Raw genomic sequence first — 22,093 nt, 5'->3', positions numbered from 1 at the left:
TAAGCATATTAACAGGCCGTACAATTGAGTTTGTACGGCCTATGTTTTTATATATGTTGATGAAGACTAAAGAATGGTTTAACATTATTTAACAAAAACATAAGGCGGGATAAGCTACCTTTCGGGTATGTTAAAATACCTGCTTGTTGCGCTTTGTTTAGGCCTATCGTTTTCGGTATCGGCCCAGCAATTGTTAAAGGGCAGAGTGTTTGAAAACAAAACCAGGGTAGGGCTTACCGGCATCAGCGTTCAAAATTTAAACAATAAACAAAGTACCGTTACCGATAATAACGGCAAATTTAGCATTGGCGCTAAAGTGAACGACCTATTGCTGGTAAGGGGCTTTGCCTACCAGAACGATACAGTTTTGGTAACCAAGCTCAACGAAACGGAAATATTTTTACTGCCGCAACAGCATATGCTGGCCGACGTAAAAGTAACCAGTGCCGAAGGCCCCAGCATGGCTTTTTACGACCCATACTACCACGGACAAACCACCACCTATCAACGGGATGCCGCCGGAAATATTAAGGGTGGACTTACCTTCCGGCTGCACTACTTTAAGAAAGACGAGCGCAGAAAGGCTAAACGCGAAAAGGAAGATAAGGTAAACGAAGTACAGCTGGAGATAGACCGGACTTTTACACCCAAAGCGCTTGCGAAGTACCTGCCGTTAAAAGGGCAGGACATGGATGCTTTTATAAATTTGTATAAACCTGCTATAAACACTTACACCAGCAACAATTTTGTGTTGATAGATTATCTAAATGGCTGTTACAAAAAGTTTATACAGCTCACACCCGAAAAAAGGCTGATTAAAGCAGATTCTGCCACTTTTAAGCCTTAAAAAGCGCGCCCGGATTGCTATATTACGCAATCAATACTTCAATGCTTTGAAAAGAAAAGACTTTTTGTACCTCACTGGTATGGGCATGGGTGCTGCCATGCTGCAGGGCTTTCCCGTTAGCGGATCGCCGGTACCGCATGATACGGTTTTGCACCCGGTTGATGCCGCCATTAAAAAACGTATGGCCGATGTGGCATTGAATGCTGCTAAAAGTAAAGGTGCTACTTATGCCGATGTGCGTATAGGGCGTTACCTTAACCAATCTATCAGCACACGCGAAACCCGGGTGCAAAACATTGCAAGTGCCGAGTCGTACGGTATGGGTATCCGGGTGCTGGCCAACGGTTGTTGGGGTTTTGCCGCTACCGATAAAATGGATAACGACAGCATAGCCAAAGCCGCTGTGCAGGCCGTAGCCATTGCCAAAGAAAACTCGCGCCTGCTGAGTGAACCTGTGCAGCTGGCCCCACAGAAAGGTTATGGCGAAGTAAGCTGGAAAACACCTATAGAAAAAAATGCCTTCGAAATACCGGTTAAAGATAAGGTTGACTTATTGCTGGCGGCTAATAACGTAGCCTTGAAGGCGGGAGCCACTTATATCAGCAATAATTTATTTATGATTAATGAGCAAAAATATTTTGCTTCAACCGAGGGCTCGTACATTGACCAGGACATTCATCGTTTGTGGCCTACGTTTACCTTAACTAAAACGGATGCTAAAACCGGTGGATTTGAAACTCGGAACTCTTTAAGCGCACCGGTAGGGATGGGCTTTGAGTACCTGATACCTGATGAGAAAGAAAAGATACAAGGCATTTTTCCGATTTATAAAAAGCGGTATGATATGCTGGAAGATGTGCGCATTGGTACCGCCCAGTTAGAAGAAAAGCTGAAAGCCAAACCGGTTGAACCTGGTAAGTACGACCTGATTCTGGATCCCACTAATTTATTTCTTACCATTCACGAATCGGTAGGGCATCCCACCGAGCTGGATAGGGTATTGGGTTACGAAGCTAATTTTGCGGGCACCAGCTTTTTAACGCTGGATAAATGGGAGAGCAAGAAATTTCAGTTTGGCAGCAAAAACGTCAACATCGTTGGAGACAAAATACAGCCCGGATCTTTAGGGGCGGTAGGATACGACGATGAAGGCGTAAAATGCGGACAATGGGATATTATTAAAGACGGTGTACTGGTAAACTACCAGGCCACGCGCGATCAGGCACATATATTAGGGCTATCGGCATCGCAAGGTTGCTGCTATGCCCAAACCTGGAGCGATGTACAGTTTCAGCGGATGCCTAATGTTAGTTTGCAACCCGGTAAGGCACCACTTAAACCAGCCGAGATGATTAAAAACACCGAGAAAGGGCTTTATATGTTTGGGCGTAACTCGTATTCCATCGATCAGCAGCGTTACAATTTTCAATTCAGCAGCCAGTTGTGTTATGAAATACGCAACGGGCAGATTACCGGTATGGTAAAGGGCGCTACCTACCAGGCTAACACCCAGGAGTTCTGGAACTCTTGCTCCGCCATCTGCGACGAGAGTGATTTTCGCATGGGCGGTTCCTTCTTCGACGGTAAGGGGCAGCCCTCACAAGTAAGCGCCGTATCGCATGGCTGCTCCACATCAAAATTCGACAAAGTAAATGTAATTAATACAGTCAGGAAGTTGGGGTGATGTTTCCATTGTTTTTTTTATCCCTCCCTCGGGAGGACAGGGAGGGGTTTGGAGAAATCTTATTAAGAATAGATCATCATCCAACTTATCAACAACTCAACTAATTAACCAATCAACTATACTCAACGTGAACAGAAAACAGTTTCTATACCTCACCGGAATGGGTTTTGGTGGGGCTATGCTGAGCCAGATACCTGTAATGGGTTCGCCTATTGCACCCGAGGCGTTGCTTAACGGCGGTATTGATGTAGCCGTGAAGAAGCAAATGGCCGATGTAGTGCTGAACGCCGCCCGCTCCAAAGGGGCTACCTATGCCGATTGCCGTATTGGCCGTTATTTAAACCAGTACGTCATCACCCGCGAAAATAAGGTAGAAAACCTGGTGAATACCGAATCGTACGGCATGGGTATCCGGATAATTGCTAACGGGTGCTGGGGTTTTGCCGCTACCGATAAATTAGATAACGACAGTATTGCCAAAGCCACAGCACAGGCTGTAGCTATAGCCAAAGAAAATTCGCGTTTACAAAGCGAACAGGTAAAGTTGCTGCCTCAAAAGGGATATGGCGAAGTAAGCTGGAAAACGCCCATTGAGCGTAACGCGTTTGAAGTTCCCATTAAAGAAAAGGTGGACTTGCTCCTTTCCGTAAATGATGCGGCTATGAAAGCCGGCGCCAACTATGTAAACTCATTGCTGTTTTTAGTTAATGAGCAAAAGTATTTTGCCTCTACTGATGGTTCTTACATCGATCAGGATGTGCATCGTATATGGCCGGTATTTGGCGCAACTAAAATTGACGCTAAAAGCGGTAAGTTCGAAACCCGCCAGTCGCTCAGCTCGCCACGTGGCATGGGTTACGAGTATTTAATGCCCCGCGAGAGCGACAAGATCAAAGGTACACCTACCATTTTATACCGCGACCGGTATGATATGATTGAAGATGCCCGCGCAGCAGCTGTTCAGGTCGATCAAAAGTTAAAAGCCAAATCGGTTGAGCCAGGCAAATATGATCTGGTCCTCGATCCTTCACATTTGTGGTTAACTATTCACGAATCGGTAGGGCATCCCACCGAGCTGGATAGGGTATTGGGTTACGAAGCTAACTTTGCAGGCACCAGCTTTTTAACTTTAGATAAGTGGGAAAGCAGAAAGTTTCAGTTTGGCAGTAAAAACGTCAACATCTTAGCCGATAAACTGCAGCCCGGCTCATTAGGCGCCGTAGGGTATGATGACGAAGGCGTTAAAACCAAACAGTGGGACATTATTAAAGATGGTGTGCTGGTTAATTATCAGTCCATCCGTGACCAAGGGCATATGATTGGTTTAAAAGAGTCGCAAGGCTGTTGCTATGCGGATAACTGGTCGTCGGTGCAGTTTCAGCGCATGCCTAACATCAGTTTGCAGGCAGGTAAAGTACCGCTTAAACCTATGGACATGATTAAAAATGTAGAAAAGGGCATTTATATCATTGGCGACAGCTCTTTCTCTATCGATCAGCAGCGGTATAACTTCCAGTTTAGCGGACAATTATATTATGAAATTAAGAACGGCAAAATTGTGGGTATGTTAAATGATGTAGCTTATCAATCCAATACACAAGAGTTTTGGAACTCATGTTCTGCCGTATGCGACCAAAGCGATTATCGTTTAGGCGGGTCGTTTTTTGATGGCAAGGGACAACCCACACAATCAAGCGCCGTATCTCACGGCTCTGCCACCGCCCGATTTAATGGAGTTAACATTATCAACACAGCACGTAAAATCTAAAAATTGATTATGGCTATATTAACCGAAGAACAGGCACGCACCCTTTTAACCAAAGCGCTGAGCTACTCTAAAGCCGAACAATGTGAATTGAATTTAAGCGGAGGCGATTCGTCAAACATCCGTTACGCACGCAACTCAGTATCTACCAGCGGTGGCATTAGCCGTAATAGTTTAGTGGTATCATCCGCTTTTGGCAAAAAACTGGGTACGGCTACCATTAATGAGTTTGATGATGCCTCGCTCGAAAAAGCTGTACGCCGCTCAGAAGAGCTGGCGCAATTGGCGCCCGAAAATCCGGAGTTTATGCCGTTTTTAGGTCCACAAAGTTATGGTGCGCCAACACCCACGTTTGTACCGGCTACGGCTGCCATAACCCCCAAGCAACGCGCTGATATGGTGCAGCAAAGCTTGCAGGTAGGTAAAGACAGCAACCTGACTGCCGCCGGGTTTTTAGAAAGCAGCGCCGGCTTTTCGGCCATCATGAACTCTAAAGGCTTGTTTGCCTATAATACGGCCACCGATGTTAACTTTTCGGTAACCATGCGTACTGCAGATGGTAAAGGCTCCGGTTATGCAACCAAAGCTTTTAATGATGTAGCTAAAATGGACACGCTGACCTTCTCGAAAGTGGCGGCCAAAAAGGCGTCAGGTTCGGTAAATACCAAAGCGTTGGAGCCAGGTAAATACACCGTGATTTTAGAACCTGCCGCAGGCATTGTTTTGCTCGAGCAATTATACGGCAGCCTCGATGCTCGTAGTGCCGATGAAGGTCGCAGCTTTTTAAGCAAACCCGGTGGTAAAACCCGCCTGGGCGAAAAGCTGGTAGACGAACGCGTAAATATTTATTCTGACCCGGCCAACCCCGAACTACCTACCAGCCGCTGGAACGGTGACGGCCGCGTGCAGGAAAAAGTAAGCTGGATTGAAAAAGGCGTAATAAAAAACTTATCCTACTCGCGTTACTGGGCCGAAAAAAAGGGCGTAAAAGCGATTTCCGGTCCTGATGGTATTATTATGGAAGGCGGTACCCAAAGCTTAGAAGATCTGATTAAAGGAACAGAAAAAGGTATTTTAGTAACCCGTTTATGGTACATCCGCCCGGTTGACCCGCAGACTTTACTGTATACCGGACTTACCCGCGATGGTACGTTTTACATTGAGAACGGGCAGATCAAGTTCCCGGTAAAAAATTTCAGGTTTAATGAGAGCCCGGTGATTATGCTAAACAATCTCGAAGCCTTAGGAAAAACTGAGCGTACCGTGAGCGGCGAAAGCGGCCAGAACGCATTAATTCCACCCATGAAAATACGCGACTTTACCTTCAGTTCATTGTCTGACGCGGTTTAAGTTTGCATTGTATTATAAAACAGCAGCGGTCGCATGGGTAGACATGCGACCGCTGCTGTTGATTAGTTTTTATGATTATTTCAGATAACTGCTCAACGGTACGAGGTTGAAATCTGGGTTATCCTCCAGTATTTTAGATAGTACCGCCGCATGGCGTTGTCCCATAATGAGTAGTATTCGTTTGCTTTGATGGGCTTGCTGCAGGCTCAACAAGTTGGAATATATTTTTAATTCGCGGTTGTAAAACAACGAAATGTACTCCGCGCCGATGTGGCTTTTGTCAATTCGGGCGGTGTCTACCGTTTTATCTGCTTTACCAAAACTCCCGTCGGTTACCCGTGCCGGGTTAATATAAATATTGTAGTAAGTGGCTTGTAATGTTTCCGGGGCATTCAATTTAAGTAAATACTGTTTTAAAGACAGTTGCCCATCTTTTAATTGCTGGTCGAATGAACGGCCAAGATTCGAAAACTTGTTCAGGTCCTCTATAAATTTATCCAAGTTCTTACCATCGCGCATTAAGCGGGTTGGTAAGCTACTGTAAAAATCAACACCGTACACCTGGGGTAAATTAAGTTGTTTAGCCAGCGTGTAGCCAAACTGGTATTGTTCGGCACGGCCATAACTTAATTGGGCAAATTGTAACTTGCCTGATGTATACAAGTTATACAAACTGTCTACCGTATGTTGTTCACTCGGTTCCCGTTCAATTAAAATCATATCCGGCCGGTATTGTGCCAGCTGTTTGTTAATATCGGCTATCTCTTTCTGCCTGCCCGGGCTAAATAAATCCATCGACGGGCCTTGTTTGTAAAAGCCTTCCTGCCCAAAATGGGTAGAACCCATCAGTATAACATTAATTTTATCCGGTCGGGTTTGCGAAACAGTAGCGGACAATAAGCCGGTGAGTAAGAACAGTATAGTGTAAAGGTGTTTCATTATAGTGTGTTTTTAGCAAAGAGTGCTTTACACGGTATATTGTTACACTAGGTAATCCATAAAACGGCTTAAATATTCTTAGTTGTTGACGATGAGTGAATTAATTATTCTTTATGCTCATCAATCAGTACCCGTTCAATGCGGGTATCAGGTATAAACCAAATAACGGCAACCAGTGCGTACAAGCAGAGGCTGATGGCAGGCTGTAAAAAAGCCAGCGCAATAGATACAAGATAAATAACGATAGAGATTTTGCCTTTCCAGTCGTGCCCCATGGCCCTGGCCAGTGTTGACTCGGGCCCGGCCTGCTTTACCAGTATGGCCGCCAGTATGCTATAGGCAATAGCACTCATCAGCATTATTACACCATAGAGTGCAACAGGCCATTCTGAAAATTGGTTTTCGCCCATCCAACTGGTTACAAACGGGATGATAGAGAGCCAGAACAATAAATGCAGGTTAGCCCACAAAGCGGCACCACGTACCTGCCTCACTGCATGCAGCATATGGTGATGATTGTTCCAGTAAATGCCTACATAAACAAAGCTCAGTACGTAACTCAAGGCTACCGGTATTAAAGGTTTTAAATCGGCCAGTGTATTGCCATGTGGTGTTTTAAGCTCCAGTACCATAATGGTAATAATGATGGCAATTACTCCATCGCTAAAAGCTTCTAAACGTCCTTTGTTCATGTTTGCGGTTTAAGTAAATGCTAAATGTACAGCAAAGTTACAAGTAGCCATTATACCAGCGAGTCAGTAAATTAAATTATTTGCATATTTAGCTCAATGTTGAGGTACAAATTATGCTGGTGGTTTACAGGTTTGGTGCTAATGCTGATGGCCTGCGACCATCAACCGGAAATTTCGCGCAAAACGGTTTTTAATATCAATCTAGACCAGGGACTATCCTCGCTCGACCCGGCTTTTGCCCGTAACCAGAACGCCTTATGGATGGTTAACCAAGTGTTTAACGGATTGGTGCAAATTGATGATAGCCTGCATGTACAGCCCTGCGTGGCCAAAAGCTGGGAAATATCGGCTGATGGTTTGGTTTATACGTTTCATTTGCGGAATGATGTACACTTTCACGACGATGAACACTTTGCCAGGGGCCGGGGGCGCGTAGCTACGGCCGCCGATTTTGCCTACAGTTTTGGCCGTTTGATTGACCCCAAGGTGGCCTCATCCGGCTCATGGATATTCAGCGACAAGGTAACCGGTAAAGAAGCCTTTGCATCGGTAAATGACAGTACATTCCAAATTAAATTGAAGCATCCTTTTCCGCCGTTATTAAGTGTGCTTACCGCGCAGTATTGTTCGGTAGTTCCGCATGAGGTGGTTGAACATTACGGTAAGGATTTCAGGAGCCATCCGGTAGGTACCGGGCCTTTCAGGTTTAAATACTGGAAAGAAGGCGAAGTACTGGTGTTGCTCAAAAACGAGCATTATTGGGAAAAGGATAAGCAAGGCCATGTATTGCCCTACCTGGATGCCATACGCTCTACCTTTATTAGCGACAAGCAAACGGCGTTTATGGAGTTTATCAAAAAGAAACTCGATTTTTTTAACGGTATCGACGGCAGCTACCGTGATGATTTTTTAAGTAAATCGGGTAAGGTGACCAAAAAATATCAGGGCAAATTTAAGGTCATTATACAGCCTTCGTTAAATACGGAGTACTTAGGCATTTTAATTGATACCAGCATTAGCATTGTTAAAACATCGCCTTTAAAACAACTTAAAATAAGGCAGGCTATTAACTATGCTATAAATAAGCCTACTATGATTAAGTTTTTGCGCAACAGCGTAGGCACGCCGGGTTTTGAAGGTTTTATACCCAAAGGTATGCCGGGCTTTGATACCACTGCGGTAAAGGGATACCAGTACAACCCTGCCAGAGCCAAACAACTGTTAAAAGAGGCAGGATACCCGGAAGGGCGTAACCTGCCCGAAATTGTACTGAGCACCACCACCAGCTACCGCGATTTGATTGAATATATACAGGGCGAGCTGCAGAAAGTGGGCATCAGGGTACGGGTAGAACTAGTACAGGGAGCAAGCCTGCGCGATATGATTGCTAAAAATGGAGTTAACTTTTTCCGGGCCTCCTGGGTGGCCGATTATCCGGATGCAGAGAATTACCTGTCGCTTTTTTACAGCAAAAACAAAATTCCGTTCGGCCCTAATTATACTGGGTTTCAGAATAAAACTTTTGATGCCTTATTTGAGCAAGCGGCCCGCACCAAAAACGACGAGCAGCGATACAAGCTTTACCAGCAAATGGATAATTTAATGATGCAGCAATCGCCGGTAGTTATTTTGTATTACGATAAGCTGGTTAACCTGTACCAAAATAACCTGAGCGGTTACAGTATTAACCCGCAAAACCTGCTGATTTTTAAGCGGATTAAAAAGTACTGATTATTGTAGCTTTAATTTAATTATTGGTCTTCTCATAACTTATGAATATACTCCGTAATGTACCGCATCCTTTAGCCATACTCATGAGTGTAATTATCCTTTCGGCATTGGCTACCTGGCTGGTACCGGCCGGTAAGTATGATACGTTGAGTTATGCAGCACCTAACTTTGTGCTCAGCAAAAACGGTACGGAGCAAACATTACCTGCCACTCAAAAAGTACTGGATAGTTTGCATATCAATGCATCAGTAGGGGCCTTTACGCAAGGCATTATCCGTAAGCCGGTATCTGTGCCAGGCAGCTATCGCCGGCTGCCAAAAAACGCGCAAGGGGTAGTTAAGATGATAGAAGCACCCATTCAGGGTATATATGATACCATAGATATTATTTTATTTGTACTGCTCATTGGGGGCTTTATACAGGTGTTTAATGCTACGGGCGCTTTGGAGGCCGGTTTGCAAAGGCTATCAGCTTTGATGAACGGAAAAGAAGGGTGGCTGATCATTATCCTCACTTTCCTGCTCACTTTTGGTGGTGCGTCTTATGGTATGGCCGAGGAAGCCTTTGCCTTTTATCCCATATTGGTACCGTTATTTTTGGCTGCCGGTTTTGATTTGCTGGTACCTGTAGCTGTTATTTTTGGCGGTACGCAACTGGGTACGCTATCCTCATTCTCCAATCCATTTTCAACCATCATTGCCTCAAACGCTTGTGGCATTAGCTGGACGGATGGATTAAATGGCCGTTTGCTGATGTTTGTATTATCGGCCGTGTTATATATTGTTTACTTGGTACGCTATGCGCGCCGGGTAAAACTTAACCCAAGCCATTCATTGGTGTACCGGTTTGACGGCAATGTGCAAAGCCCGTTTCCGGCATTTAGTGCGCAAGGTCAAATGCAACCGCTTTCGGTGCGCAACATCAGTTTGCTTGTTATTTTTTTTCTGGCCTTTGCCACCATGATTACCGGTGTAGTGGTTTGGCACTGGTGGCTGCTCGAAATGTCGGCCGTGTTTTTAGTAGCCGCATTGTTAATTGCGTTACTGCAGTGTATGAGTCAGCGCGAGTTTATCGAAACCTTTATTAAAGGTGCCGAAGGATTACTGAGTGTGGCCTTTATTATTGGTGCAGCCCGTGGTGTTACGGCTATTTTAGATGGCGGCCACATTAGCGATACCATTGTAAACAGCGCTGCTCAACTGGTAAGCGGTTTGCCGTCAGGCATCTTCATCGTGCTGATGTTGCTGCTGTATTGCCTGTTTACGCTGTTTATCTCCAGCTCGTCGGGTATGGCGGTAGTTACCATGCCCATTATGGGGGCCTTGGCCGTAGCTGCCCATGTGCCTGGCCGCGAAATGGTAAATAGTTACCTGTTTGGTATGGGTATTATGGGCTTTGTAACGCCAACCGGTTTGTTGTTACCCTCATTGGCGTTGGTGGGCATAAGCTTCAAGGCCTGGTGGCATTTTATCTGGCCATTGATGCTGATGCTGCTTGTGCTTTGCGCTGTATTTTTAATTGTTGGTGTAAGCCTGTAAGCAAAGGCTTAACACCGAAATTTATTTTAAGCCTTTAATAAAATCAGTAATTGCGATAACCAATTCGGGTTTAACCGGCAAATCGGGCTGGTTGTAGGTAGCCATATTAGCCTGCGCTGCCTGCGGAGCTTCCTTCAAAACATAATTCATCCCTTGGATTACAGTCAGCTTGGCGTCCGATTTGACTTTTTTAAGCTTTTCGGCATCGGCAATACTTACCTGTAAATCGTTAGCGCCCTGTATAAGCAGCACCGGCACTTTTACTTTTTTAATTTCGCGGGTAGGGTCAAAACGCATCCAGGTCATCAGGTAAGGCTGCACACTTGCACGGGCAATACCATATAATGATGGGTCTACCTTTTCGTTAACTTTACCTTTGCGCAAACTGTCTGCAATTGCTTTAAAGCCCTGGGTAATATAATCTGGCTGACCTTTCAGCTGTCCAGAAATCACTTTATCAGCAGTCATGCTTTCACCTTCTACCGAAATGAAACCATTCACCGGCTGACCCGGCGCGGCGAGCATGCCTACCAGCGAACCTTCACTGTGTCCTAAAATGATGATTTTTGAAAAGCGCGCATCTTCATACAACTGATTAATCAGCGCCGTTGCATCATCTACATAATCATCAAACTTTAACTGCGACTCGCGGGTAGCGTTAACAGTTTCGCCTACCAAACGCTTGTCGTAACGTAATGAGGCAATGCCGTTTTTGGCCAAGCCTGCTGCCAGCATGCGGTACATATTGGTAGCTTGATTCACCTTAGGTTTGTTGCCGTCGCGGTCTGTTGGTCCGGATGCTGCAATAATTAACACTACAGGTACTTTGCCGCTCAACTGTTTAGGTGTTGCCAGTGTGCCTCTGATGGTGCCCGACAATGTTTTTAATTCGAATGGGGTTTCGGCAGTGTATGGGTCGTCGGCCAGTACCGGTGCTTCGGTTTCTGATCTGTAATTGTCAAACAGCAAACCGCTCATTTTACCTCTCGAGTTCAGGCTTACCTTCATGGCCAGGCTCGATTTTTGGAAATCGGCTCTGTACATGGCCACACCGTCTTGCAGGCCCATAAATGATGCCCTTTGCATACGGCCCAGTTGGTTTTGCAACGTAGTTACTTGCTGCCGGTTTTTTTCGGCCGGAATTTGAGTTTTTACATCCGGCGCAAACATGGTAAAAATGCTGTCGGCCTGGTTGCGGTTGTAATACAGCATAAACTTATTCAAGGCAGCCCGGTAGGCCGTTGGTTCGGCCTGTGCGTAAACCTGTGGTAAAGTAAAAAGTAATGTTACCAGCAGCAGTAATTTTCTCATCATTATCGTAAACACAAAATTAGTCAAACATCAGTTTCGTTAGCCCGCATTACCGGTGAGGGCGCTTAATAATATAATGGTTAAAACCAGCATGGTAATACCAGTGTAAAGCCAGTCTTTTTCGAGCACAAACCCAACGGCCGAAAATATAATCCGTATTACAGGCGTAGCAATCAACAATATAATACCAGCCTGTATAATAGCCCGGCCCCGCCAGGTAAATATACCGTTGATAATGCCCGAGGCCGAATGTATAAAGCCTGGTACGCCAACAAAATCCGTATAGTGTACCTGCTCGTGCCCGTGCCGGTACAAATATAGGCAGCCGCCTATAAAAACAACCAGCATAGACGATATTACACCAACGCGCAATATCCAGCCAATAATATGCTGAATGTCTACATCTGTCGCTGTTTTTTTTGAGGCCATTTTATGCAGTTATATTTTGTGATTTATGCCGTTGTAAATCATTTGGCTGGCCAAAAAAGTTACAATAACAGCAAATACCCATCGTACCCACTGCGACGACTGGCTGTGTACCAAAATTTTAGAGCCGGTAAGCGCCCCTAACAACACACCGAGCACTACTGGCATGGATAAGCCTGGATCAATGTAACCACGTTGCAGATATACCACCGCACTGGCCGCAGCTGTAACACCAATCATAAAATTACTGGTAGTGGTAGATACTTTGAAAGGGATACGCATAATGCCATCCATGGCTATAACTTTCAATGCTCCCGAGCCAATACCCAGCAAACCTGAAATAACGCCGGCAAAGGCCATCATAGCAAAACCGCCGCCTACATTTACAACACCGTATTCTACTTTACCTTGGGCGGTAGGGTACTGGCTGTTCAGTTTAAATTTTTCTGCCCACTCACTTTTATGTGTATTGATTTGCTCTTTCTTTTTACGGAGCGACATAAACGCCGAGAAAATAAGGATGACACCAAAAGCAACAGCAATTACGCTGGTTTGGATATGTAAGGCCAGCATGGCGCCGGCCATGGCTCCAATAGTGGTGGCAATTTCTAAAAACATACCGAGGCGTATATTGGTGATACCCTCTTTAACATAAGCTGCAGCTGAGCCGGATGAAGTAGCAATGACCGAGACCAGTGAGGCCCCAATGGCGTAATGGATGTTTACATTAAGCAATAGTGTAAGCAACGGAATGATAACCACCCCGCCACCCAAACCGGTAAGCGAACCTACCAGTCCGGCAACGTACGAACCTGCCAAAACAATCAGCGTTAAAACAAATACCGTCATGCGTGGGCTAAGGTAACAAATTAGCTTAAGAGGCTGAACAGTTAATTAAAGGAGTAGAGAATACTAACTATAAAGTTGACTGGCATCCTTACTGTTATTCATCATTTGTATAGATTGACATTGAATTGTCAAGCTTTGCTTTGGGCATTGTTGTTTAGAACATGATGACGTACTATTGTGTTAAATATATGTTTAAACACGTAAATTAACATGGCAAAAATACTTCACGTTATTTCAAGCCCAAGGGGCGAGGCATCTAACAGCATTAAATTAGGTAACGCAATTATTGATAAGATTAAAGAGCAGCATTCAGAAGTTGCTGTAACAGTACGCGACTTAACTAAAGGTCCTTTTCCACATTTAGAAGAAGCTCACCTGAATGCTTTCTTTACGCCGGTTGAACAGCATACTGACGAAAACAAAGAGGCTATCCGTCATTCAAACGAAGCAATTAAAGAAATTTTTGATGCCGATATTTTAGTAATTGATGCACCAATGTACAACTTTGGCATTCCATCTACCTTAAAATCTTGGATAGATCATATTGCCCGTGCTGGTATCACCTTTAGATACACTGCCGAAGGTCCGGAAGGATTGATCAAAGGTAAAAAAGCTTATCTAGCGGTAACAACAGGTGGTGTTTATAGTTCAGGGCCAATGGCATCTGCTGACTTTGTAGCGCCATATTTAAGAGCCGTATTAGGTTTTGTTGGTGTTACCGATGTGACAGTTAACCGTGCCGAAGGTTTTGCAATGCCTGATTTACAAGCCGAAGCGCTTCAAAAAGGTATTGATAACATTACTTTATAATTTTATTTTTTGGATTAAGGACGGAAAATTTGTCCTTAATCCAAATTTTGCTTTAGCTAAATCCGGCTATTCAACTTTTGCTTGCATGGGTAGGCGCTGGGTTCTGCTGTATGAAAATGCCAGCATCACTACACCCGTAGTAATACACAAATCGGCAACGTTAAAAATTCCGGTGCGCAAGCCGCCGATGCCCATATTCATAAAATCAATTACGTGCCGATCCCTGAAAAGGCGATCAATGAGATTCCCTATACCGCCTGCAAAAACCAGGGTAAGGGCAGTCAGCCTAAAAATATTGATAGCTTTCAGGTTATTGAATATATACCATAAAATCGCTATCATCATCATTAAGGGTAAAATCCCTAATAATAAAAAATTTAACGTTCGGGGTAAATTATCGCCTAAGCTCAAGGCCGCTCCTGTATTTTCTGCATATTCTAACCTAAACAGGTCATGAAAGTATGAAACAGGCGAAGCGAATATTAAATGCTTTTTAGCTATGTTTTTCGTAACCTGATCACAGCTAATCATACAAGATGCAATGAGGCAAAAAAGCAGAATTTTGAACTGGGGTTTCATGCAAGGTTATTAAAAAGGTATAATGCTAACAACTAAAAAGTAATTGCTTTATTATAACAGCCTGCTATTGAAATAAGAAGTCGCCAGTTCAGGATAATTTGCAGGCTCTTACCTTGCTGTTTAGAAAGCCTCGTTTAGCCCCAAAAAGAATCCCTTCGATCCATATTTACCAAACGCATAGTCAAGGCACAAGTTGGTTCGGGTAGCTTTATTAAACAATATCCGTAAACCGCCTCCACCCCCTGGCTGCCATTTTTCAAACAGTTCAGTTCCAACACCATCTTTGGCTGTTTGCACGTTGGCAAACGCTACGCCGCTGATAAATTTATTGCGGGTAATCGGGAAACGGTATTCGGCCTCCGAGTAGTTAAATTGCGTGCCTTTAAAATAACCAACGGTATAGCCCCGGCCGCTGCGCAAGCTTGGGTCTTTAGCCGTACCCGGCAGCTCGAGGTAAGGCACTGCACCGGTTACTACGTATGAGCCCCAGTTCCACAAAGCAATCACATGTTCGGGGTTGCGGTGCGACAAACTAAAGTATTTACGAAAGTCTGTCGTAAATATGGTTGCGTTGCGGCTGCTGCCTATCCAGCTTTGGTTTACCCTCAAACCTGCATCGGCATAAATGCCCTTGTAAGCGCGGTTCTGGTTGTCGCGTGTGGTATATTCGGCACTCAAAATCAATCCGTTAGCGCTGTAGCTGCTGCCGTTAAAACCGTAGCGTTCATTGTAAATATTATATGGTGTTAGTGCGGTGGTTGCTCGTTTGTCTTCAATATTTCTCCGGATATCAAAAGATACGCCGGCCCCGACGAAAAGATTCTTGGCTACATTTTTATAAACCTTTTCGCGGAAAGCATAGAACATCGAGTTATAAGCAAAAGGCTTTCGGTCGGCATTAACCAGAGCCTGGTCTTCAATACTACCATTATTGGATTGCCCTATACCCAAGCCAAAATCGGGGGTAACGGTTTTAGCTACCACCAGGCTGCCCTGCAAATTCCATTTATTGCCAGGAGTAAACACATTATGATTGATGTAAAAATAAATGATTTTTTTGGTTGTGTAAGAAGCTGATGTAGCCGCCACTGATAGCAGCGTGTTAGGGTCGTTACCCAGTTTACGTCCGGCCACCGCTTTGATGCCAAGCTGAAAACCGATACTCGGGTTAGAGGCTATATTAGGCACAACAGTAATGCCCGATTTTTTTTTTAATGAATCGGGCTTGCGATGAGGGTGCACAATGGTGTTAACTAAATCGCCAAAGTCGTACTGCTTGTATAACGTGTCGACTACGCGGGTACGTTTAGTTTGCAACCGGCGCAACGAGTCGGCCTTCAGCGAGTCAACAGGTGCTGTTTGTGCAAAGGCAAATTGGCAGCCACCAATTAACAAAGCAAACAGAACAAACGGCGTTAACCAAAGCTTTTTACAGGTATAAATAAAGCGTTTACTCAAAACTATACTCTTGATATTTAACACAAACAATTAAGTTGTAGAATTAAAATGCCGACAAATTGTTTGACGTAATAAGTCTGTACAAGGTCAAGAAACTGAAAGTTCGGATCAGTGCAGCGAAGGCAATAAGTTAGAGAGCTAAGGCATATTTTTCATTTTATCTGCTCCGGAAGATAAACTATATTACAACGCATGTAATATTGCCTAAATCTGCATGAAACACATTATAACCCTTACGCTGAGCCCAGTAGTTGATAAAAGTACCACAGTTGATAAAATTATAGCCGATCAAAAACTGATTTGCATTGAGCCCCGGTTTGAAGCCGGAGGTGGCGGTATCAATGTGTCGCGCGGACTGAAACGGCTGAATTTAACGTCACTGGCTATATTCCCGTCAGGAGGTTTAACCGGTCAGCATTTGCAAGACTTGCTCAGGGCAGAGCACATTAACCAAATGCCGGTGCTTACCGAAAAAATGACCCGAGAAAACTTTATCGTCATCAACCGCGAGGTGCACGAGGAGTATCGTTTTGGAATGCCTGCCGTAGAGTTGTTACCCAAAGAAGAGCGCGAAATACTCAGTGTTATAAAAAAGCTGTTACCCAAACCCAAATTTATGGTGGTTAGCGGAGGTATGCCGCCGGGTTTAAGTGCTGATTTTTTAGCTAAAGTTGCCCGCATAGCACAACAGAATGAAGCCAGGCTAATTGTTGATACCTCGGGCGACGCATTAAAATATGCGGTAGAAGAGGGCGTTTATTTACTCAAACCCAACCAGGCAGAGCTAAGCAAACTTACCGGGATTGATATTAAGGATATTAGCGCGGTTGAAGCCGCAGCACAACAGATTATAGGCAAAGGTAAATGCCAGATTATCGTAGTATCATTAGGTGCACAAGGCGCTTACGTGGCTACCCGTGGCTTTAGCGAGTATGTTGAGGCACCGCAGGTAGAAAAGCGCAGCACGGTTGGCGCCGGCGATAGTATGGTGGCCGGAATGGTTTATGCCTGCGAAAAAGGCATGGACATACGCCAGACGATACGCATGGGTATTGCCTGCGGTAGTGCAGCCACCATGAACCCTGGCCCCGAGCTGTTTAATAAAGCAGATGCCGAAAAGCTGTTTCAGCAAATGATGAACAAAATGAAATAGTTACGGCGTAGTTACCGCAACCGGTAAAATTTTTCCGTTAAAAAACTTATGCCCTGTAGTGGCAAAGTCGGCAATGTATTTACCCATTTCAAACGCCATTACCGGCGATTGGTAGTCCGGAAAAGCTTGTTCCAGCATCTCAGTCTGGGCCGAGCCCAGGGCCAGGCAGTTCACATTGATTTGCCTGTCTTTCAATTCTAAAGCCAAACATTCGGTTAAAGTATGTAAAGCGCCTTTACTGGCAGAGTACGCCGCTAAGCCGGCAAATTTTACGCTACCCTGTACACCGCCCATACTGCCAATGTTTACTATATGTCCTCCCTGGGTAATTTGGGGTAACAGGTTTTGTATCATCCGCACATGGCCAATGTAATTGCTTTGCAGCATTTCTATAAAGTCGCCTTCGTCTAGTTTTTCAAAAGGTTTGTTTATCAAAGTACCGGCGTTGTTAATCAACACATCTACTTTGCCCTCAAAATGGGTGTTGATAAACTGTTGCAAACCTGCATATTCATCGTGTACAATGTCAAAGGCTATGGGGTAAAGCGTACAATCGGGGTTTAAGCCTTTGGCAATTTCTAATAAACGGGTAAGTTTATCCTGCGAGCGCGCCAAGGCAATCACGTGGTGGTGATTCTGTAAAATGAGTTCCAATACTGCTTCAAACCCTACGCCGCTGCTTGCTCCAGTGATTACGATGTTCATGGTACACTAAAATTATAAAGGTTTTAAGCTAACATCTATCATTAGCTCAGGTTTGGTTTAGCTTGCTCTTCTTCGGTGTCATCCTCAATTACAATAGGTGGCAGGCCTTCCTGTAATTTGTTTTCATTAAAAACGTAATACACGCCTATCAGCGATACGATAGCTGATACTACGTAAAAAGACAAACTTACAAACACCGCCAAACTGGCGTTCATATGAAATATGCCTGATAACCAGGTAAATATATACTCGCGTGCGCCTAATCCGCCTAAAGTAAACGGAAACACGGCTGCCAGCGACGACATTAAAAAACTAAGCAAATAAGGAGCAAACTTACCGTTAAAATGTAAGCCCAGTAAAATAAGCAATATGGTAAGTACCTGTAACGACTGCACGCCCAGTGCCTTGAAGTGTGCCTCAAAAAAGTAATGAGTATACTCTTTAAAAAAACGGCGCATTACTAAGTAGTAAACGGCCGTTCCACCTAAAAATACACTTAGCGGAATAGCAATGTGAATATGTATTTGCGGCACAAATAAAATAAGTGCCATGGTAATAAACCCTATAGCCCAAAAGCCGCTCAGCCTGTCGAACAAGATAGCCCAAAACACTTTTTTAGCCGGCAGATTATATCGCTGGTTAAGCAAATAAATTTTATAGCCGTCGCCGCCAATGCCACCCGGCAGGCAAAGGTTATAGAACATACCTAACAGGTATAGTCTTATGTTAAAGCGAATATCCAGTCTAAGGTGGATAGACTTAAAATAACTCAGTAACCGCGAGGCTGATACAATAGTTGATGTAAAAAAACAGAGCAGTGCCGCAACCATCCACCAGGGGTTAGATTGGGCAATTAAACCTTTAACTTTTCCTATTTCAATCTTGCTGAATACGTAATAAAGTAAGGCAGAGGTTACTGCAATTTTGAGCAATAGTTTGGTAACGCTCCAGAGCGTGTCTTTCCAGGTTTTGGGCTTGGCAGCTTTTTCTTTAGCTATCATTGATGCCCGCAAAATTATGAAAAACAAATTAAACCGGCTTATTTTGGTAAAAGCTTATCTCTTTATGAGTGATTGATGCGTTTACGTTATTAATTGATAAAGGTATTTTGGAAGGGGTTTTTATAGAAATACATCTGTATGTAATAACTGAAGCCACGGCACAAGTATTGCAGGCGTTGCATTAGTAATTAATACAGAATACGTATTTTTGCGCAAATTTTTAAAGCCCATGAGCAAAGTAAAAGTAGGTTTGGTACAGATGAGCTGTACGGCTGATAAACAGCAAAATTTACATAAAGCTATTGAAAAGGTACGCGAAGCAGCCGCCAAAGGTGCGCAGATTGTGTGCTTGCAGGAGCTTTTTACCTCATTGTATTTTTGTGACGAGGAAAATTACGACAACTTTCAGTTAGCCGAAGCTATTCCGGGCCCATCTACCGATGAGCTTTCGAAGGTAGCTGCCGAACTGGGCGTAGTAATTATAGCCTCTTTGTTTGAAAAACGTACGCAAGGTTTGTATCATAATACCACTGCGGTGTTGGATGCTGACGGTGCTTACCTGGGTAAGTATCGCAAAATGCACATCCCCGACGATCCGGGCTTTTATGAGAAGTTTTACTTTACTCCCGGCGATTTAGGTTATAAAGTATTCAAAACCAAATTTGCAAAAATCGGTGTATTGATTTGCTGGGACCAATGGTATCCGGAAGCTGCCCGTATCACTGCTTTAATGGGTGCCGAAATATTATTTTATCCAACCGCTATTGGCTGGGCATCTACGCAGGATGTGGACACCAATACCGAGCAATACAATGCATGGCAAACCATACAGCGCTCACATTCGGTAGCTAACGGAGTACACGTGGTAAGCGTTAACCGGGTAGGCGAAGAAGTTGGCCTGAAATTCTGGGGTGGCTCCTTTGTGTCTAACCCTTTCGGAAAAGTTATTTTCCAGGGCGACCACCAGGAAGAGCAGGTGACCGTGGTTGATTTAGATTTGTCGAAAACTGACTACTACCGCACGCACTGGCCTTTCCTGCGCGACAGGCGAGTAGAAACTTATCAGCCCATCACTAAACGACTGTTGGACGATGAATAAGTTAGAAAATGCTCCCGCCGGAAAAGGTTTTACCTTCCCGGCCGAATGGGCTAAGCATACGGCTACCTGGTTAAGCTGGCCGCATAAAGAAGCCTCGTGGCCCGGTAAAATTGATACTATTTATGCCAAGTATTGCGAATTTATTAAAGAAGTTGCAGTTGGCGAATTAGTGCGCATCAACGTGGCTAACCAGCAAATGGCTGATTTTGCCAAACAGCACTTGCAGCAGGTAGGAGTTAATTTAAATCGCATCCAATTTTTTGAGTTCCCGACTAATGATGCCTGGTGTCGCGACCATGGTCCGGCGTTTTTAATAAACCCTGACACTAAGCAAAAAGTAGTGGTAGACTGGGGTTACAATGCCTGGGGTGGTAAATATCCACCGTTTGATTTAGACGACGTGATACCAACTCGTATTGCCGAGCATTTTGATTTACCGGTTTATTACCCGGGTATTGTGATGGAAGGTGGTTCGGTTGATTTTAACGGCAAGGGTACAGTGCTAACCACCACAGCTTGTTTATTAAACGAAAACCGTAACCCACATCTTAACCAGCAGCAAATTGAAGAACACCTGCAAAACTATTATGGGGTAGAGCAGGTGTTATGGTTGGGTGATGGTATTATAGGTGATGATACCGACGGGCATATCGACGATATTACCCGCTTTGTGAACGAAGACACCGTAGTTACCGTTGTTGAAGAAAACAAAAACGACGAGAACTATCACATTTTGCAGGAAAATCTTCAGTCGCTTAAAAATATGCGTTTGCTTAACGGCAAGCAGTTAAACATCGTAGAATTACCGATGCCTACACCAGTAATTCACGAAGACCAATTGTTGCCAGCCTCTTATGCCAACTTTTACATCAGTAACGCCGCCGTAGTAGTACCTACTTATCGTTGCGCCAGTGATGATAAGGCGTTGGATATATTGCAGCAATGCTTTAGCGACCGTAAGGTGGTAGGTATCGACTCGACCAATATTATCTGGGGTTTGGGCAGTTTTCATTGCTTGAGTCAGCAGGAACCTGAAGTGTAACATTTCCTTTCAAAATAGCAGCGGCCCGGTCATCAACCGGGCTGTTTTCGTTTATGTCGTTTCGCGTTCGCGGACTCTTTCAATTCAAAAAAACAATCGGCAAAAATTTTCACCGATAAAATGATACGTTTTACCGAGGATGTTGCTCCGGTAACCTATTCACTATAGGTAAGCGTTAACATATGCTATAGTTTTACATCATCAAAACACATAACCATGAGTATCGAATCATCATATGCCAATCGTCCGAAAAATAACGGCAAAGTTTTTATCGGACTGATTTTTCTGGTTTTGGGCACCTTGTTGCTGATACGCCAGTTTTCTTTTTTCTTTTTTCCGGACTGGGTGTTTAGCTGGCCGATGTTATTAATCGTGATAGGATTGTTTAGCGGCTTCAAACACGATTTTAAAAATCCGTCGTGGTTGGTAATGGTGGTTATTGGGGTAATATTTTTATCCGGACGCCTGATACCAGCATTGAATTTACGGGCTTATTTCTGGCCGTTAGCCATTATGGGCATGGGTATTTGGTTAATCATCAAACGCAATCAGACGCCGGCGCACATGAAAAATTGGGCACAGAAAAAAGAAGAAGTAAAGTTTGATTTTGCTCCTGAGGCCGATTATGTAGTAAAGCCCGAAGGCACTGAAACTAACCAGGGAACTTTCGCTAACGACCCGCTTGGCGATAATTACCTGGATGCCGTTTCTGTATTTGGCGGTATCAAGAAAACCATCCTTTCCAAAGATTTTAAGGGGGGCGAAATCGTAAACATATTCGGTGGTGCCGAGCTTGATTTTACCCGTGCCGACATTAACGGTATTGTGATGATTGACATTACCCAGGTGTTTGGCGGTGTGAAACTGCTGGTGCCCCCGCACTGGCAGGTACGCTCGGACATTGCCGCCATATTTGCCGGCATTGACGATAAACGCTTCAGCAACGCAGGTGCTCAAAGCCCTGATAAAATATTGGTATTGAAAGGTACATCCATTTTTGGAGGAGTAGATGTACGTAGTTTTTAACCTTTAAAGTACAGCAATCATGAACTGGTATCTCATCATCGTCAGCATTTACACTATTTTAAAGTTAATCATTGCCTTTTTTGCTGCT

20 protein-coding genes are annotated in these 22,093 nt (G+C 44.3%); 11 read left to right on the top strand and 9 right to left on the bottom strand.

The window, feature by feature from the left end; genetic code table 11:
• Window positions 1–127: 127 nt before the first annotated feature.
• The 4 genes from AAGR14_RS18470 (at window position 128) to AAGR14_RS18455 (ending at window position 5,646) form a co-directional block, all read left to right on the top strand.
• Window positions 128–847 carry a hypothetical protein gene (locus AAGR14_RS18470; RefSeq protein ID WP_342645721.1) on the top strand — a complete coding sequence of 240 codons (720 nt, stop codon included), beginning with the start codon at window positions 128–130 and terminating at the stop codon, window positions 845–847.
• Window positions 848–893: 46 nt separating this feature from the next.
• Window positions 894–2,531, top strand: coding sequence for a TldD/PmbA family protein (locus AAGR14_RS18465; protein WP_342645720.1), 1,638 nt, complete (start codon window positions 894–896; stop codon window positions 2,529–2,531).
• 127 nt (window positions 2,532–2,658) lie between these two features.
• Entirely contained in the window at window positions 2,659–4,299 is a 1,641-nt protein-coding gene (locus AAGR14_RS18460; protein WP_342645719.1) for a TldD/PmbA family protein, read from the top strand.
• A gap of 9 nt (window positions 4,300–4,308) precedes the next feature.
• Window positions 4,309–5,646 (top strand): TldD/PmbA family protein, encoded by a 1,338-nt coding sequence (locus AAGR14_RS18455; RefSeq protein ID WP_342645718.1) that lies wholly within the window; start codon window positions 4,309–4,311, stop codon window positions 5,644–5,646.
• Window positions 5,647–5,721: 75 nt separating this feature from the next.
• On the opposite strand, the gene AAGR14_RS18450 is transcribed toward AAGR14_RS18455, so the two are convergent.
• Window positions 5,722–6,585, bottom strand: a complete 864-nt coding sequence (locus tag AAGR14_RS18450; RefSeq protein WP_342645717.1) for a DUF5694 domain-containing protein — start codon at window positions 6,583–6,585, stop codon at window positions 5,722–5,724.
• 104 nt (window positions 6,586–6,689) lie between these two features.
• On the bottom strand, window positions 6,690–7,277 hold the full coding sequence (locus tag AAGR14_RS18445; protein ID WP_342645716.1) for a TMEM175 family protein: 588 nt from the start codon (window positions 7,275–7,277) through the stop codon (window positions 6,690–6,692).
• Between the two features lie 96 nt (window positions 7,278–7,373).
• On the opposite strand from AAGR14_RS18445, the gene AAGR14_RS18440 reads away from it, so the two are divergent.
• Both AAGR14_RS18440 and AAGR14_RS18435 read left to right on the top strand, forming a co-directional pair.
• On the top strand, window positions 7,374–9,008 hold the full coding sequence (locus AAGR14_RS18440) for an ABC transporter substrate-binding protein (protein ID WP_342645715.1): 1,635 nt from the start codon (window positions 7,374–7,376) through the stop codon (window positions 9,006–9,008).
• 41 nt (window positions 9,009–9,049) lie between these two features.
• On the top strand, window positions 9,050–10,546 hold the full coding sequence (locus AAGR14_RS18435; RefSeq protein ID WP_342645714.1) for a hypothetical protein: 1,497 nt from the start codon (window positions 9,050–9,052) through the stop codon (window positions 10,544–10,546).
• Window positions 10,547–10,567: 21 nt separating this feature from the next.
• Here the strand turns inward: AAGR14_RS18435 and AAGR14_RS18430 are convergent, their stop codons facing one another.
• Genes AAGR14_RS18430 through AAGR14_RS18420 form a run of 3 tightly spaced genes read right to left on the bottom strand, consistent with a single transcriptional unit; the run spans window position 10,568 to window position 13,132 of the window.
• Complete coding sequence (locus AAGR14_RS18430) at window positions 10,568–11,860, bottom strand: alpha/beta hydrolase (protein ID WP_342645713.1); 1,293 nt, start codon at window positions 11,858–11,860, stop codon at window positions 10,568–10,570.
• Between the two features lie 36 nt (window positions 11,861–11,896).
• Entirely contained in the window at window positions 11,897–12,286 is a 390-nt protein-coding gene (locus AAGR14_RS18425) for a DUF1634 domain-containing protein (RefSeq protein WP_342645712.1), read from the bottom strand.
• A gap of 9 nt (window positions 12,287–12,295) precedes the next feature.
• The gene (locus AAGR14_RS18420; protein ID WP_342645711.1) at window positions 12,296–13,132 is read right to left on the bottom strand and encodes a sulfite exporter TauE/SafE family protein; all 837 of its coding nucleotides are present in this window, start codon (window positions 13,130–13,132) and stop codon (window positions 12,296–12,298) included.
• Window positions 13,133–13,342: 210 nt separating this feature from the next.
• Between AAGR14_RS18420 and AAGR14_RS18415 the strand changes: the two genes are divergently transcribed.
• On the top strand, window positions 13,343–13,942 hold the full coding sequence (locus AAGR14_RS18415) for an FMN-dependent NADH-azoreductase (RefSeq protein ID WP_342645710.1): 600 nt from the start codon (window positions 13,343–13,345) through the stop codon (window positions 13,940–13,942).
• Between the two features lie 66 nt (window positions 13,943–14,008).
• On the opposite strand, the gene lspA is transcribed toward AAGR14_RS18415, so the two are convergent.
• Entirely contained in the window at window positions 14,009–14,521 is a 513-nt protein-coding gene (lspA, locus tag AAGR14_RS18410) for a signal peptidase II (RefSeq protein WP_342645709.1), read from the bottom strand.
• Window positions 14,522–14,641: 120 nt separating this feature from the next.
• Window positions 14,642–15,979 carry a hypothetical protein gene (locus AAGR14_RS18405; RefSeq protein WP_342645708.1) on the bottom strand — a complete coding sequence of 446 codons (1,338 nt, stop codon included), beginning with the start codon at window positions 15,977–15,979 and terminating at the stop codon, window positions 14,642–14,644.
• Window positions 15,980–16,193: 214 nt separating this feature from the next.
• Here AAGR14_RS18405 and AAGR14_RS18400 point away from each other — a divergent pair, with 214 nt between their 5' ends.
• Window positions 16,194–17,132 carry a 1-phosphofructokinase family hexose kinase gene (locus tag AAGR14_RS18400; RefSeq protein ID WP_342645707.1) on the top strand — a complete coding sequence of 313 codons (939 nt, stop codon included), beginning with the start codon at window positions 16,194–16,196 and terminating at the stop codon, window positions 17,130–17,132.
• Here AAGR14_RS18400 and AAGR14_RS18395 read toward each other — a convergent pair whose 3' ends face one another.
• On the bottom strand, window positions 17,133–17,837 hold the full coding sequence (locus tag AAGR14_RS18395; RefSeq protein ID WP_342645706.1) for an SDR family oxidoreductase: 705 nt from the start codon (window positions 17,835–17,837) through the stop codon (window positions 17,133–17,135).
• Window positions 17,838–17,878: 41 nt separating this feature from the next.
• The gene (locus tag AAGR14_RS18390) at window positions 17,879–18,838 is read right to left on the bottom strand and encodes a lysylphosphatidylglycerol synthase transmembrane domain-containing protein (protein ID WP_342645705.1); all 960 of its coding nucleotides are present in this window, start codon (window positions 18,836–18,838) and stop codon (window positions 17,879–17,881) included.
• A 229-nt stretch (window positions 18,839–19,067) separates the two neighbouring features.
• Between AAGR14_RS18390 and AAGR14_RS18385 the strand changes: the two genes are divergently transcribed.
• From AAGR14_RS18385 to AAGR14_RS18375, 3 genes are all read left to right on the top strand, one after another.
• Entirely contained in the window at window positions 19,068–19,937 is an 870-nt protein-coding gene (locus AAGR14_RS18385) for a carbon-nitrogen hydrolase (RefSeq protein WP_342645704.1), read from the top strand.
• Complete coding sequence (locus AAGR14_RS18380; RefSeq protein WP_342645703.1) at window positions 19,930–20,979, top strand: agmatine deiminase family protein; 1,050 nt, start codon at window positions 19,930–19,932, stop codon at window positions 20,977–20,979. The genes AAGR14_RS18385 and AAGR14_RS18380 overlap by 8 nt, the downstream gene beginning before the upstream one ends.
• A gap of 216 nt (window positions 20,980–21,195) precedes the next feature.
• Complete coding sequence (locus tag AAGR14_RS18375; protein ID WP_342645702.1) at window positions 21,196–22,005, top strand: DUF5668 domain-containing protein; 810 nt, start codon at window positions 21,196–21,198, stop codon at window positions 22,003–22,005.
• Window positions 22,006–22,093: the final 88 nt, after the last annotated feature.

The organism is Mucilaginibacter sp. CSA2-8R (assembly GCF_038806765.1).
Lineage (GTDB): Bacteria > Bacteroidota > Bacteroidia > Sphingobacteriales > Sphingobacteriaceae > Mucilaginibacter.
This window is presented reverse-complemented; position numbering and strand designations above follow the sequence as displayed.